This is a genomic window from bacterium, from assembly GCA_026416715.1.
Lineage (GTDB): Bacteria > UBP4 > UBA4092 > JAOAEQ01 > JAOAEQ01 > JAOAEQ01.
On the sequence record JAOAEQ010000001.1, the window covers coordinates 79,091 to 94,590 of the forward strand.

At 39.0% G+C, this 15,500-nt stretch carries 12 protein-coding genes; 6 read left to right on the forward strand and 6 right to left on the reverse strand.

Going from position 1 to position 15,500, the window contains the following annotated elements; all coding sequences use genetic code 11:
- The first annotated feature begins 15 nt into the window (after positions 1-15).
- On the forward strand, positions 16-1,233 hold the full coding sequence (locus N3A72_00320) for an ABC transporter permease (GenBank protein ID MCX7918056.1): 1,218 nt from the start codon (positions 16-18) through the stop codon (positions 1,231-1,233).
- Between the two features lie 319 nt (positions 1,234-1,552).
- Here the strand turns inward: N3A72_00320 and N3A72_00325 are convergent, their stop codons facing one another.
- A complete protein-coding gene (locus N3A72_00325; protein MCX7918057.1) occupies positions 1,553-2,578 on the reverse strand; it encodes a hypothetical protein in 1,026 nt (341 codons plus the stop codon).
- A gap of 492 nt (positions 2,579-3,070) precedes the next feature.
- On the opposite strand from N3A72_00325, the gene N3A72_00330 reads away from it, so the two are divergent.
- The 5 genes from N3A72_00330 (at position 3,071) to N3A72_00350 (ending at position 9,756) form a co-directional block, all read left to right on the forward strand.
- Positions 3,071-3,550, forward strand: a complete 480-nt coding sequence (locus N3A72_00330) for a helix-turn-helix domain-containing protein (GenBank protein MCX7918058.1) — start codon at positions 3,071-3,073, stop codon at positions 3,548-3,550.
- A gap of 262 nt (positions 3,551-3,812) precedes the next feature.
- Entirely contained in the window at positions 3,813-5,141 is a 1,329-nt protein-coding gene (locus tag N3A72_00335; GenBank protein MCX7918059.1) for a tetratricopeptide repeat protein, read from the forward strand.
- A 290-nt stretch (positions 5,142-5,431) separates the two neighbouring features.
- On the forward strand, positions 5,432-6,022 hold the full coding sequence (locus N3A72_00340) for a hypothetical protein (protein ID MCX7918060.1): 591 nt from the start codon (positions 5,432-5,434) through the stop codon (positions 6,020-6,022).
- Between the two features lie 32 nt (positions 6,023-6,054).
- Positions 6,055-7,011 (forward strand): hypothetical protein, encoded by a 957-nt coding sequence (locus N3A72_00345; GenBank protein MCX7918061.1) that lies wholly within the window; start codon positions 6,055-6,057, stop codon positions 7,009-7,011.
- Between the two features lie 78 nt (positions 7,012-7,089).
- Positions 7,090-9,756, forward strand: coding sequence for a DUF1573 domain-containing protein (locus tag N3A72_00350; protein MCX7918062.1), 2,667 nt, complete (start codon positions 7,090-7,092; stop codon positions 9,754-9,756).
- 84 nt (positions 9,757-9,840) lie between these two features.
- Here the strand turns inward: N3A72_00350 and glmM are convergent, their stop codons facing one another.
- The 5 genes from glmM to trpS form a co-directional block, all read right to left on the reverse strand.
- A complete protein-coding gene (glmM, locus tag N3A72_00355) occupies positions 9,841-11,214 on the reverse strand; it encodes a phosphoglucosamine mutase (GenBank protein MCX7918063.1) in 1,374 nt (457 codons plus the stop codon).
- Between the two features lie 61 nt (positions 11,215-11,275).
- On the reverse strand, positions 11,276-12,886 hold the full coding sequence (gene cimA, locus N3A72_00360) for a citramalate synthase (protein ID MCX7918064.1): 1,611 nt from the start codon (positions 12,884-12,886) through the stop codon (positions 11,276-11,278).
- A gap of 184 nt (positions 12,887-13,070) precedes the next feature.
- Entirely contained in the window at positions 13,071-13,547 is a 477-nt protein-coding gene (nrdR, locus tag N3A72_00365) for a transcriptional regulator NrdR (protein MCX7918065.1), read from the reverse strand.
- 42 nt (positions 13,548-13,589) lie between these two features.
- The gene (locus N3A72_00370) at positions 13,590-14,378 is read right to left on the reverse strand and encodes a segregation/condensation protein A (GenBank protein MCX7918066.1); all 789 of its coding nucleotides are present in this window, start codon (positions 14,376-14,378) and stop codon (positions 13,590-13,592) included.
- 107 nt (positions 14,379-14,485) lie between these two features.
- On the reverse strand, positions 14,486-15,472 hold the full coding sequence (gene trpS / locus N3A72_00375) for a tryptophan--tRNA ligase (protein ID MCX7918067.1): 987 nt from the start codon (positions 15,470-15,472) through the stop codon (positions 14,486-14,488).
- Between the last annotated feature and the right edge of the window lie 28 nt (positions 15,473-15,500).

Below are 15,500 nucleotides of genomic sequence, written 5' to 3' on the forward strand. Positions count from 1 at the left end.
ATACTTATAATTAATATGAAAATAGGAATAACGATTTCAATCGCATATCATGCTCTCGGCCGAAATCGCACGCGAACAGCATTGACTATGTTAGGGATAATTATCGGGGTCGCTGCGGTGATAATTATGGTTGGTGTTGGACAAGGAGCGAAACAATCTATTGAAACCCAAATCGCCAGTATGGGGACGAATATGATTGTCGTTTTACCCGGAAGTATGAAATCCGGCGGGATGCGGATGGGGTTCGGCAGCGTTCAAACCTTAGTCCCGTCGGATGTAGATGCGATTATCCGCGAATGCCCGTCAGTATTATATGCTTCTCCAATGGTAAATGCTGCAGCGCAAGTTGTATATAAAAATCAAAACTGGAATACGACGTTAAATGGGGTATCTCCTTCATTTTTATCTATACGCGACTGGCAGCTTAGTGCTGGCAATGTATTTACGGATAATGATGTAAAATCAGCTAGTAAAGTCTGTTTACTCGGTTACGATGTCGCATCCAGTTTATTTGGAAACGAGTTGCCAATAGGGAAAACAATTCGAATTCAGAAGATACCGTTCCGGGTAATTGGTGTTCTTGTAGCTCGGGGTAAATCAGGAATGGGGCGGAGTCAAGACGATGTTATTTTAATGCCATATACAACATTAATGAAACGGATTTTAAATCAGTCGTATATTTCGTTAGCTTTTGTTTCCGCTATATCGCAGAATCAAATGAAAGATGCTCAAGCGGAAATAGCAGTATTACTTCGGCAACGACACCGCATTAAACCGGGTGCAGATGATGATTTTTCAATAGGGAGTCAAGCTGATATTACCGCTATGGCAACATCAACTTCAACGACATTAACTATTCTTCTCGGGAGCGTAGCTTCAATTTCTCTAATCGTTGGCGGAATTGGAATAATGAATATTATGCTGGTTTCCGTTCGCGAACGGACTCGGGAAATTGGGATTCGCATGGCGGTTGGTGCGAAAAATCGAGATATTCTACTACAATTTTTGATTGAAGCGATTGTATTAAGTGCGTTAGGCGGATTCATTGGCATTATCTTAGGTGTTACCGGAGGAATGCTTATATCACGATATGCTCAGTTACCTACGGTTATTTCTCCTATTTCTATTCTCATCTCTATCGGTTTTGCAGCCGGGATCGGCATTTTTTTCGGGTTTTATCCCGCACGAACTGCTGCTCGACTGAATCCAATCGAAGCACTCCGCTACGAATAATTCACTGGGTGTTGATAGTTTCGATTGAACTACACCTAACCGCCTGTGCGTTTGAAATAGATTAATCCTAGCTTTATACCGTTGGTAGGAGATATCCGTTGCGTATGTTTATCCTTGCGGAATCGGAGATTCAGGGTTAAACCCCAAGGATTTTGTATACACCATTGCTCTCGAGTTTAAACTCGGGGCTATGTACTCACCTGAACTGACGAACCTGCCCCTAGCTTTCAATAAGGGAAATACGAATAAGATTCATCAATAGAATCGGACTTTAGAGCATCAATCATCATTTAGTCCTCATGCACCATTTGGGGTTAAATTAGATTCTATATGAATTTATCTTCGAATCGGCCATCGGTTTAACAGATATTTCTACCCAATTATCCGCTTCAGATGCTCCTTTCCGATATGATACTTTCACGGTCGGTTCGTTCTTTAAATCACTATATCGAGCGCAAATTGATGCCGCTAATTCGATAGTACCGTTGCGATTCTCAGTGATATCGTTATAGAACCGTAAAACCGAGAACGGACTACCGGTGCCTAAAACTTCAAAAACCTCATCTGTCGGAAGAGTCAATCGCTGGATTTGTTCATTATCCGTCTGATTTCTACCAACAATAAGTTTTATTGACGGAGATAACCGAAAATGCCGGCCGTATTTTAAGAGTTTGATATCATTCAGGTTATCGATATTATGGTTAAATAAATCCCTTAACCGGGCAGCGAAACTCTTATCAGTTAATAGACATCCACCCGCAGCGCAGGGAAATTCAGTTAACCCAAGTTGAGCGGCTAACTCGATTTGCGGTTTCCGGGTTCGACCGGAGAATGCAAGTAACTGATTTCGGTCAACCAATCCTTGTTTTTCCGCATCGGTTGGCGGGAAATGCTGCGCGGATAGCGGACGCAAGATTTTTCCCTGCAATCCGCTTTCTCGTTCGATTAGTTCGAGCGTATGCCGCATCTGCGACATCGGCCGTTGCGCAAGGACTTCTCCAGTAATAATAAACGAGGCGCCGAGTTCTTCCATAATCGTTTTTGCTTTCGAGAACATCAGGATTCGGCAATCTACGCAAGGATTCATTCCCGAACCATAGCCATGTTTCGGATTTCGGATAATCGGAATATACTCTGCGGTCATATCAATGATTTTTAACGGTAAACCCAGCTGCTGACAGGTGGTATATGCGTTCGCTCCGCATCCCGCTCCTTTTTTATCGCAAGTACAGAAAATAGTCGTGAAATGCAGTACGGTTAGTTCGATTCCTTGTTTCGCCATTAAGTGCAAGGCTAACGAACTATCCAACCCGCCGGAAAGTAATAAGATAGCTTTAGGCTTCATGATAGTGATAACTATAAAAATATCAGTATTATGTTGAATTATTGTCCAATGGTCAAAAATTCAACATACGATGGAAAAGTGTTACTTTATCTATAAATTTTGACAATCTGTCAAAATTAAGATTTATCTAATCTTTGTAATCGTTATTTTATTATCGCTGTAATCTATTTTTCAAACTAGTTTACCATAAATAAATTCCTTTGGGCTATCTCGATAGTACCGCAGGCTGTCAGCCTGTAATTTATATATCGCCTGACAGTCCCGATGCTCAGGATCCTCGAGCGTCGATACCCATGAAAGTTGCGCAGACCTTTAGTTTGTGGTATAGATGATAAAACATTTTAAAAGACAAGTGGATATAATTCTTGAATAGTTCCTCCCAAAAGGAGATGAACCAAATGAATCTAAATCCACAGCATTTACAGAGAGAGAGAGAGAGAACATTGCCCTTGTTGCGGTCAACCGTTGCCGAAAAGAAAGGAAGACCGCCAGATGACCAGACTTCGCCAAGGCTTCGTCCGGCAGGGACAGCAACTTCCGTCAATTTCTCTAGCAGCCCAATTCGTACTTGAATCTGCTCTCGATTATTTCAGAACTAATTACACTAACCCTACTTGCACCATAGAAACCTGCGCAATCGCATTATCGATAACCGAACGAAGATTAGAACAAATATTCCACGATATTCTTGGGGTAACTCCGAAATATTGCTTAATCCGAATGCGGATTAAAACCGCGCTATGGTTAAAACAGAATAATCCGAGGTTGCGCATTAAAGACGTTTATCAAAATAGCGGATTTAATAATCAATCAACCTTTGCTCGCGAGTTTATGAAGATACTTCATCCAAAACGAAATATTCGGCAGATTCATCATATTAAATATCTGCTCAATAGACCGAATCATCTAAAAGTCATTTGCAATTGCCCGAAATGTAATGAATGTGACCAATGGCTATATTCAGGCATCTAATTTATCTGGGTTAATATTATCGCCGTAATCTTTGATTTCCATCGCTGTAATCGGATGTTTTTATCACCGTAATCTTGATTTCATAATCTGTATAATCGGTTGTTCATAAATCGCGGTAATCATCTTTTCTTCGCATTTTGCGCTATTTATTTCGCATTCTGCGCTATTTTTATTCTTGACAGAAGATTCTTAGAAGAATTAAAATACTCCTAGAAAAATTATCAACTTTCCGGTCTCGTTCAAGGGAAAAGGAGGTTTGGGTATGTGTCAGAAAAATCATTATCTTCTTCTGTCAATAGTAATAATAGCAACGTATGTTCTCGTATCGATAGTTTTAGCGGGAGAAACCGACACTACCTTATTCATTCAGGCAAAAGCTTCTCTCGATGCAATACAATATCAACAAGCATTAGAGCAATTTCAAGCATTTATCAGCCAAAACCCAGCAAGCGCTGATGTGCCGGAAGCTATGTATTATGTTGGAAAATGTCAGTATCATTTAAAGAATTATAACCAAGCGACGGCTGTTTTTGTCCAGTTTCTTACGAGTTATCCTTATCTTATAAAGACATTTGCCAACACATATCGTTTGTTAGGTTATTCTTATAGCAAACTAAACCAGGATAATTTAGCAATTGTTTCATTTGAAAAGTTCATAGAAGCGAATCCGAAGTCGCCCTACTGCAAGGATGCGTTATTGCGTATTGCGAACATTATGGTCCGGAATCCAGCAACATATTCTCTCGAAGACCAGATTGCAACTTACCAGAAGATTATTGATTTATATCCTAATTCTACTGAAGCAAAAGAAGCTGAACAGCGAATCGCTGGATTAAATGAACGGACAAGTAGAGGTGTCAGTTTAGCAATCCAAGATTATAATTCGGTTTATATTTCAGCATGGCGTAAAATTGAAAAAGGTAAACGATCCGAAGCTATTACTGAATTTAATAAAATAATAAACGATTCAACCGCTACTTCGCTGGCAAAGGCGCATGCGCAATTACAAAAAGCGGGGTTATTAATTGAAATTGCTAAAGGTGAAGATGTCTCTACGCCAATATCAGACATTACAACTCGTGATGCTATTCTTGTTCAAGCCCGCCAAGAATGTAAAAAAGTAAAAGACTATTGTAACGATAAAACAGTTGCGGAAAGTGATATTCCATCAATTGCCAATAAAATGTATTATGAAACGTATTGGTTACAAAGAACTCTCTCCGAAGATTGTATTATCAATTTTATTTCTCAAGAACTTACCCAAGCGTCTTCATTAACTAATTTTGGTTTGGTTCTTGAGACATTTGTTCCATTTTTCCAGAATCTGGAAAGGCATTTGGAAGCTATTAGAATCCTCGAAAAGGTTATTCTTCAGCAAAAAAATAATCCATATATAATAGTTTGTGAGGTCAAGTTACTTACTTTATATAGAAACGTTGGAGCAATGGAACAAGTAAATAATTTGGTGGAAGAAATGACTAAAAAATACATAGATAATCCTATTTACCAAAATAACACAGAATTTAAAAATATCATAGTAGAATTAAAAAATCAGATTTTATATTTGAAAAAATCTCAACAAACCGGTTAGAAAAAATAAATCAATAAAAAGGATAATAAAATATTTATCCCGGATTTTGCACTAGAGAATGCTGGTGGAATAATTATTTTGCATAGCCAATTGAATCTCTTGGTGTTGTAGAACAATATTTCTATTGCGTTGCAATAGAAATGCACTTTGTACTGTTACGAATTCTGCCAGTAGTGACGAGGTTTTCTCGCCCGAAAGTGTGGTTCTGATATATGCTCGAGGGCAGGGCAACCCTGCCTATACCTCTTCCTAATGCAAAATTTGGGTTTATTGAAAAGAGGTAAAATCCTATGAATAAAAGAAACTATTATATAATAATATTATTATTAGCATTTAGTTTATTTTTTCTATTAATACTCTTTTTTTTCTCGCGAGAATTCAATAACAAAACAGATAGAGAAATCTTAAGTATTAGCGATTTGAAGGCATTAACTAGCCATTCTGAGATTAAGTCAAATCCATCATCAACTATACTTACGACAAATGAGATGAAAAAAGTAATTGGATTTGGTGGATATGCTCGATGCACTCGTCGACGATGTCCTGGTCCAACCCCGCCAACCGATCATCCATATCCTCAGCCTGATCCGGAGGGAGCTAATTGCACACTTTGTACAGGTGCACGTCAACCTGAGGAACCACCTAACGGTGGATATAATTGTATTTTTCATCCTTCTGCGAGGTGGACTTGTGGTGAAGCAGGCAGTGTATTATATAATTGTGGAATAGGCTACAGAGGTAGAATCAACCTCCAGACCGGTGTATGCGAAAATATTGGGGATCCGTATGGTTATAGAAATTGCACAAATTTATATAGCGAATGTGATGAATGGTATTGGAATGGCTACGAATGGATACGTTATCATTATCCAAATCCATAAATCGAATAACAAATTTGGTACGGGAGGTAAATATGAAAATATTTTATAGTAAAATAGCAAATTTAAGATTTAGAATAATACCCTTATTATTTTTATTGTTTTGGGGTATTCTTTTTTTCAGTATAGCTCAAGGGCAATCTTTGAATCTTATTCCAAAAGATATAATTGAAGGCGTTGAAAATAACGATTCATTTGTAAAAGATATAACCGTTTTATATTCGGTTACACTCGGTGAACCAAATAAGAATGTAAGTCTGCCTTTCACACCGCCAAGTGCCAATAAACAATTGATACTTTGGGTAAGGAAAGATGGTAAATTTTTAAAAGAATGGTTTGAAATTTCTAGAGGAAATGATGGGAGATTGGTCGGACCATTCCACCATATATCTATTTTTAATAATGGTACAACTTTTAATTGTCAAGGTCCATATTATAGTTGTAGTACGATTTTCTCTCCTATATTTGATATTAATCTCGAAATAAATCAGATAGAACACTTCTTTTTGCGCATCTGGAAAAACACGCCTATCAAAGAAATTATCAATCAAGCGCGGACTAAAACAATTGTAAGTACAGAGCAAATAAAAGGCGAATGGGTCTCCCGTCTTAAAATTACAGATATACCTGAAATGCATATCTTACCGAAAGCATCGGCAGAAATTACGTTTAATTTAAACAAAGGATATCTACCTATAGAAACTATTATTTTCAGTGAAGATAAACTATTCGCCAAATATGAAATAGAGGAAGCCAAAGAAATTGCACCGGGAGTATGGTTCCCTCAAAAAGCCAAAGCTTATTCATTCAGAATTCCATATGTACCACCTGCCAATTATGAAGTAATTAATGTTGCAATAAATAAAAATATAAACGATAGTTTATTTTCATTATCTCCAACTTCCGCTGGGACAAGACAATCATTTTTCGAACAAACAGTTGGGATAAGTTACGATCAAGCTTTAGATCTATTTAATCAGATTTCCTTTTAGTTTTTTCGACACTTTAGAATTTATAAAAAGGTGATATTAGAATTAATTTAGTATCACCTTTTTTATTATGAATATCTTATGGATAAAAAATTTATCATTATTATTCTCATTTTTATTATATCATTAGTATTAAGTAATCTTACTTACTCCATCTCTTCTGCTCAAAGTACCGCAAATGAAATACTGGCCACCGGTTTGGGCATAAAATTCAATTGCGGAATAAATTGTTTCTATGAAGTATGTAAGCTTTTAAATGAGCCAATAGATTTGAATAATATAGAACAATTATTTAATGGAAAGAATGACAAGATTAGCATGTACGACCTTTATATTGCAGCGCAGAGAAAAGGATTAATTGCTATTGGTAAACGTATAAACTATGAAGGGCTTTTAAAGCTAAAAAGCCCGGCCATTGCATATGTTCAAGATAATCATTTCCTTGTAATCGAACGATCAGTTGGGAATAAGCTTAGAATTATTGATCCACCGCAGCTTCCCACTCTAGTAACGAAAGAGCAATTTGAATCTATCTGGCAAGGTGAAGTGTTAGTGATTTCAAAACCACTGGCAGAAAAACATCAGAAAAAACAAAAAATGGCAAATGCGCCAGATATCGAATTTGAAGAGATGGAATATGATTTTGGTATACTCGAACAAGAGCATAAAGCTACACATGTTTTCAGGTTTAATAATCGTGGTAACAAGGAGTTAGAGATTTCTCGGGTGCGTTCGAGCTGTGGGTATGCAGCTGTACTTTTAACGAAGAATAAACTTGCTCCGGGACAAACTGGCAAAATTAAGGTAAGTTATGATTCTGGTTTGCGTCAAGGAGAAGAATCGCATCTTATAATTATTAGTTCAAACGACCCGGATGAACCGCATATCTATTTAACAATAGCTGCAAAAATAAAACCGGGTACAAATGTCTTTCCGAGTCGGGTGTTTTTAGGCGATATCTTTAACAAGAATACTGTACAAAAGAAAATTTATCTAGCTAACCCTGAAGATAAACAAGTAAAAGTAACAAAATTGACTACTTCTTCGGCTCATATTTTTGCAGCAATCGATACTATCGAAACAAAAGGCACTGTTATTTCAGTTTTTCTTAGACCAAGATTGATATTAGGAAAATTTAACGAAAAACTCGTTATTGCTACTGATAATCAACAGAAACCCAAAATTGAAGTTCCAATAGAAGGAAATATCATCGGAGATATTATTGCTGTTCCATCAAAATTCTTCTTCGGACTGCTCAAAGAAGGGGAAGAATTAACCCGTAAAATTGCTTTGACCAGTGAAGGTCGCACGAAATTTACCATTAAAAAGATTGAAACTGAGGTAAATGAAACTATAGCAGATGTCGAACACATTACAACCAAGATAATCAAAGAGCAAGAGCTTTATGAACTCAGTTTGACATTGAAACCGAAAATTAAAAGTGGTAGAATTCAAGGAAAAGTTTTAGTTAATACCGATAATCTAGTTCAACCAAGGATAGAAATTCCTATCTATGCGTTAGTGCATTCCGGATTGCCAATTGCTAGTGAATCTACAATCCAAACACTTAGCCCAAAAACAGATATTAAGCCGATAGAATTAGTATTCTTTTATGTCGCAAATTGTCACGAGTGTCCAGAAGTCAAAGATGAACTATTGCCAAAGCTAAAAGGGAAATACGGTGCTTTACTTACAATAAAGAGCTATGATATTTCTGATATTAAGAATTATGAGCTATTGATTCAATATGAGGATAAGTACAAAAATACCGATAATGTCTCGATGAAACTCTTTATTGGCGATAAATGTCTAGCAGGGAAGACTGCAATACTTAAGGAACTAGAAGCGCTGATTCAGAAACAATTGGAAGTTACTTCTGGAAACAAGACGGTGGGTTTGACCCACCTTCATCAAGATTTTGGTGGGCAGGTAAATCAAACCACAACCTCAAATTTACCTGTTGTCACGTCAATTGACCGGCTGACAGCCCCGAATAAAAGCTCGGGATATTTGACCAGCGATGTTTCTTCCGTTCCAGCAGTGATTGTTAATCGATTTCAGGGATTCAATGCTTTTCTGATTGCTAGCGCTGGACTATTAGACGGGCTTAATCCCTGTGCTTTTACTACTATTGTCTTCTTTATTTCACTTCTAGCGCTAGTTGGGAAAACCAAGCCGGAACTGTTAACTGTTGGCATCTTTTTCACCCTTGCGGTTTTTCTAACGTATCTCCTCCTTGGATTAGGTGCGTTGCAGGTTCTTAGTAGTTTACGCAGCATTCCTTTAGTTCATCATATTCTGCGATTTGGAGTAGCAGAAATAGCATTCATTTTTGCAGTATTGAGTGGATACGATATTGTCGTTTATCTAAGAACCAAACAGACTAATAATATGACCATGCAGCTACCAAAAGGCATCAAAGAAAAAATACATCAGGTAATGCGGGAAAAATTTAAATTAAAAGGATTAGTTGTTGCAACATTTACAACCGGTATTTTAGTTTCACTCCTTGAATCAGTTTGCACCGGGCAGGTTTATCTGCCGACTTTGGTTTTTATGACCAAAGACTCTACCGTCAAATTCAAAGCATATAGCTATCTTTTGCTATATAACCTTATGTTCATCATCCCGCTAGTTATTATATTCCTGTTGGCATTATTTGGTGTTACTTCAACTTGGTCTGCTTCACTTACCCGCAGGAATCTGGTTATCTCTAAAAGTCTACTTGTCCTGCTTTTCCTAACCTAAGGCAGTATTCTGATTATTAGTGGGTAAACAGAATGGGCTTGACCCACCTTCGTCAAGACTTCGGTGGTCAAGTAAATCAAACCCTTACTTTACTAACTCCCGAATATTGTTACAAAGTTGCTGTGCTGCAGCTTTTGTTTTCGCTTCGGCAATAATCCGGATAACCGGTTCGGTTCCTGAAGACCTGATATGCACCCAGCTATCTCGATAGACGATTTTTAAGCCATCGGTCAAATCCTGTTGTTCAGCAGCGTATTTCTGTTTAAGTTTCTCTAGCAATACTGGGATTTTCTCCCGTGGATATGCAAATTTCTCTTTAACAATATGATATTGCGGGATACCCTGCACTAGTTCAGAAAGAGATTTCCCGGAGTTCGCTAGATATTCGAGCACCAGTGCTACTCCGGTCGCAGCATCGCGACCATAATGCACCGGCGGATAGATAACTCCGCCGTTTCCTTCCCCGCCGATTAAACAATTCTTTTCCTTAAGCATTCTGCGAGCGACATTCGCTTCCCCAATTTTGGTGCGGATAATCTTCGCACCGTATTTTTCGGCTAAATCATCATGCATCCGAGAAGTAGATAGATTAACGACGATAACCGGTTTATCTGACTTCTTACTTCTGATTTCTGACTTCTTTTTTAGTAGGTAGTCTACACATAACGCTAACGTATTCTCTTCCCCAATCGGAATCCCCTTTTCGGAAACAAAGGCTACCCGGTCAACATCCGGATCAGTCGCAATTCCGAAATCCGCTTTTACAGATTTAACTGTTCTGCTGAGTTGAATCAGGTTTTCCGGTAACGGTTCCGGATTATGCGCAAACTTGCCATCAAGCGCGCTATTGAGATGAATAACCTTACACCCGAGTTGAGCTAATAATTTGGGGATAATCACTGCGCCAGCACCGTTGCAAGTATCTAATACCACTTTAAACCGTTTCTTTCTAATAATTGCGGGATTGATAACTGATAGAACTGCTTTAATATGCAGGTCAATCGCTTTTTCAAACGGAATTATTTTCCCTAATTTATTATACGGAACATAATGGATTGCATTCTTTTCAAATAGGGCTAAAAACTTTTTTCCAGTTTCAGCATCCATAAAAATCCCATCGTTCCAGACAAGCTTTAACGCATTCCATTCCGCTGGATTATGTGATGCGCTTAATACAATCCCGCCGTCTGCTTTCAGTTTTTTAATCACCATTCCAACCGTTGGCGTTGGGCAGATTCCAATATCAATCACATCACAGCCGACTGAAACCAACCCGGCGACTACCGCAAATTTCAGCATCTCACCAGAAACGCGGGTATCCCGCCCGACAACAAGTTTTTTCCCTACCCCACCGATGAAACTACCATAAGCAGCCGCAAATTTCGCAAACAATTCCGGGGTAACATTATCTCCCACAATCCCCCGAATCCCAGCAACACTAATCATTAAGTTTCTCATTGACTAACCCCACGATAGAATAAAAAAACGAAGAAACAAAAGAACAATTTTAACTCGATTTTTAGTTTACATTTTTTCCGTTCTTATGTTCTTTCATCCTTCTATTTTTTGTTTCTTCTTCTTTTAAGAGTAGATATTCAATACTATCAACCAGCGCTTGCCAAGATGCTTCTAGTATATTTTCCGAGATGCCAACCGTACCCCATTCATTTTTTCCGTCAGTAGATTCAATCAGAACCCGGACTTTCGCAGCGGTACCGGCTTTCGCATCAAGTACCCGAACTTTATAATCCGTCAACCGCACTTTTTTCAATTGCGGATAAAACTCGATTAACGCTTTCCGAAGCGCATGGTCGAGCGCATCGACCGGTCCATCACCTTCAGCCGCAGTATGCTCGAATTTATCATCTACCCGAACTTTAATCGTCGCTTCTGATACAATCTTATTCCCCCGTTTTTCAACGATAACCCGGAACCCTTCTAGGGTAAAAAACGACCGATGTTTTCCAACTGCTTTTTTCACCAGCAGTTCAAACGTTCCGTCTGCTGCTTCAAATTCATATCCTAAATTTTCTAATTCTTTAATTCGGTTAACGATTTCTTTCGCTTCTGGAGTAGATTTATCTAATTCAATCCCTAATTCTGCCGCTTTGAAATAGACATTGCTCTTCCCGGCTTGGTCGGAGACCAAAACTCGCCGGGTATTTCCAACCAGTTCCGGACGAATATGTTCATAGGTTTCCGGATTCCGTTGAATGGCACTAACGTGGATTCCGCCTTTATGCGCAAACGCACTATATCCAACATACGGCTGTTTATCGTTCGGAACCATATTTGCAGTCTCAGCGATAAACCGTGATACTTCGGTTAATCGTTTGAGATTTTCTTTCGGGATACAATCGATACCATATTTTAAAATCAGATTCGGGATTATACAGCATAAATCCGCATTTCCGCATCGTTCACCAAACCCGTTCACGGTCCCTTGAACATGAACAATTCCATGTTCAACGGCAATAATTGAATTCGCTACCGCTACTCCACTATCATTATGCACATGGATACCCAGCGGGATCGAAACCGTCTTTTTAACTTCAGTAATGATTTTAGCTAATTCATTTGGCATTGTTCCGCCGTTTGTATCGCAAAGGACGAGCACTTCAGCGCCAGCATCAGCTGCAGCTTGTAAGGTTTTAATCGCATACTGCGGATTGCTTTTATAACCATCGAAGAAATGTTCCGCATCATAGATAACTTCTCGGCCTTGTTTTTTTAAATAAGAAACAGAATCATAAATCATCTCGAGGTTTTCTTTAGGCGTAACCCGGAGCGCATCGCGCACATGTAAATCCCAGCTTTTTCCGAAAATCGTTACTACCGGCGATTCCGCTTTCAACAACGCAATAATATTCGGGTCGTTAGCTACTGAGTTTTTCGCATGGCGGGTGCTCCCGAACGCTGCAATTTTAGCGGTTTTTAGTGGAATATGTTTAATTCGATTAAAAAACCCGGCATCTTTCGGATTCGAACCAGGCCACCCTCCCTCGATATAATGAACACCAAATTCATCCAGCTTTTGCGCAATCCGGAGTTTATCTTCTATCGAATAACTTATCCCTTCCGCCTGTTGACCATCGCGTAAGGTAGTATCATAAATTTTTACAGTTCGCATAGTGGTTTTCTCCTATGTTATAAGTTCTTAGAGTATCATTGCGAAAACGCACGTTATCCCGATGAAACTATCTAATTTTTCTAGGGTTTTCTGCCTGTGGTTTATAAGTTTTAGTTCATCGTTAAACTTTAAAAAACTATAAACTTCTCAAATAACGTTAACCCCGTTGTATTTGACACCAGCGCTATTTTTTATTTCTTTTCTTTCTCTTTTTACCTAATAAAGCCTGCAGTTCACTTAAGAAATCTTCGGTATCTTTGAACTCCTGATATACCGAAGCAAATCGGACATACGCTACATGGTCAAGATTTCTTAACCGTTTCATCACCAATTCACCAATACGACTACTCGGTATCTCCTGAACGACCGTGCTGGTTAACACCGCAATAATTTCGTTCACCATAGATTCAATCGTTTCGGTTGCTACCGGTCGTTTCTCGCAAGCTTTCTGAATTCCAGCGAGCAATTTCTCTCGTGAAAATGGTTCACGGCGTCCATCTTTTTTTATAATCATTAACGGGATTTCTTCAATATATTCGTAGGTGGTGAACCGCCGACCGCATCGTTCACATTCACGGCGACGGCGTATTGCCATCCCGTCTTTCGCTTCGCGAGAATCTATTACCTTATCTTCCGCATGATGGCAATACGGACACCGCATAAAACCGAACCTAACGGGTTAAATATGGCAAAACACTACCAATTAAGGCGATGTAACTTCTTCCAATTCATTCATCTTATTTGCTTCATTTACCTGATTTAACCCATGGAACTTTCTTTTTGTATATTTTGAGATATAGATCTCGCCGAATAACTGCGGTTGCCGGAGCTGGACATGTTTCAATCGGCACAATTCCAGCATCGCTAATACGGTTACCGCTAGTTCTAACCGACTTGCTATCGAGCCAACAAGTTCACTAAACTTCCATCGGCTTCTGGTTTTGAGTAATTTATTCAGATAATCTATTTTCGCTTCAATGGTATAATCTTCCGGGTCAATTTCACATACCGCAGGCGGTTCCATAAACCGTGACAGCTGTTTATAGGTTAAAAATAAATCGTTCACCGTAGCGGTAATCGTATATTCTTCATCTTGTGCTTCATAGAGCCGGTGGTTATCCCGCATGAATATCAGTTCACGGGCTAACCGTTTCCGATCAAGTTCCATCGCCAGTTCTTTATATTTCTTATATTCCGCTAATCGCGCTAGCAACATTGCTTCCGGGTCGAATTCTTCAACTTCCGGCGGCAACTCAGGTTGCGGTAATAATTTCTGGGATTTAATATATATCAGGGTAGCCGCAATAACCAAAAACTCACCGGCAATATCTAAATCTAACGAATGCATCATCTGGATATATGCCAAATATTGTCCGGTAATTTCGGATAATGAAACCGCGCATATATCCATCTCATTTTTTCGAATCAAATGCAGTAATAAATCAAACGGACCCTCAAATACTTCTAGCTTAACCTGATACGATGCTGCCATAGCTCCTATGGAAACCCCAATAAATCATTCAATCCTCGATAAAATAGATTAATTGATTTAGATTCGCTTTTAGATTTATTTAACATTTGGATTTTGACATTAGGAATTCACCGAAGGTGCATTGCTTTTCGCACTTCATCCATGGTTTGCTCTGCTACTATCGTCGCTTTTTTCCGTCCCTGTTCCAATATATCCCACACCTGCGCTGGGTCTTTCGTTAACTCGGCGCGTCGCGCTTGATGCGGCGCTAATGCGGTTATTAGATATTCAGCCATTTTCTTTTTATCTTCAACGCACCCGATTTCCGCATGCACGCATTTATGCTGAACTTCCGCTGTTACCTCCGCTGGAGAAAAGATTTTATGGAACGTGAATACATTACAAACTTCCGGATGACCCGGATCTGACCGTTTCACTCTTGCCGGGTCGGTTATCATGGTACTCACTTTTTTCCGAATTATATCCGGGGTATCGGATAAATAAATTGCGTTATCATAACTTTTACTCATTTTCCGATTATCTAGCCCTAATATTTTCGATTCTTCCGCTAGAAGACATTCCGGTTCTGGAAAAATTTCACCATAGAAGAAATTGAACCGACGCGCGATTTCCCGAGTTAACTCAATATGTGGCTGCTGGTCTATTCCAACCGGAACCGCATGCGCTTTATAAATCATAATATCTGCCGCTTGTAGCAACGGATACCCAAGAAACCCGAACGTAGATAAATCTCGACCGGTTAACTGTTGCATTTGTTCTTTATACGTTGGGACACGTTCTAACCACGGTAGCGGCGTTAACATTCCTAATAATAACGCTAATTCTGCATGCTGTTTGACTTGCGATTGGATGAATACCACGCTTTTTTCCGGGTCAATCCCTGCGGCTAGCATATCGATAACCATATCCAAAGTATATTCCCGAATTGGACCAATCCGTTCATAGTCAGTGGTTAACGCATGCCAATCTGCTATCATATAGAAACATTGATAATCTTTCTGTAATCGTACCCAATTCTGCAACGCACCGCAATAATGCCCTAAATGCAGTTTCCCAGTTGGTCGCATCCCGCTCAATATCCGTTTTCGTTCCATACTTCTTCAATTTCCTTTCTGTGTTTTA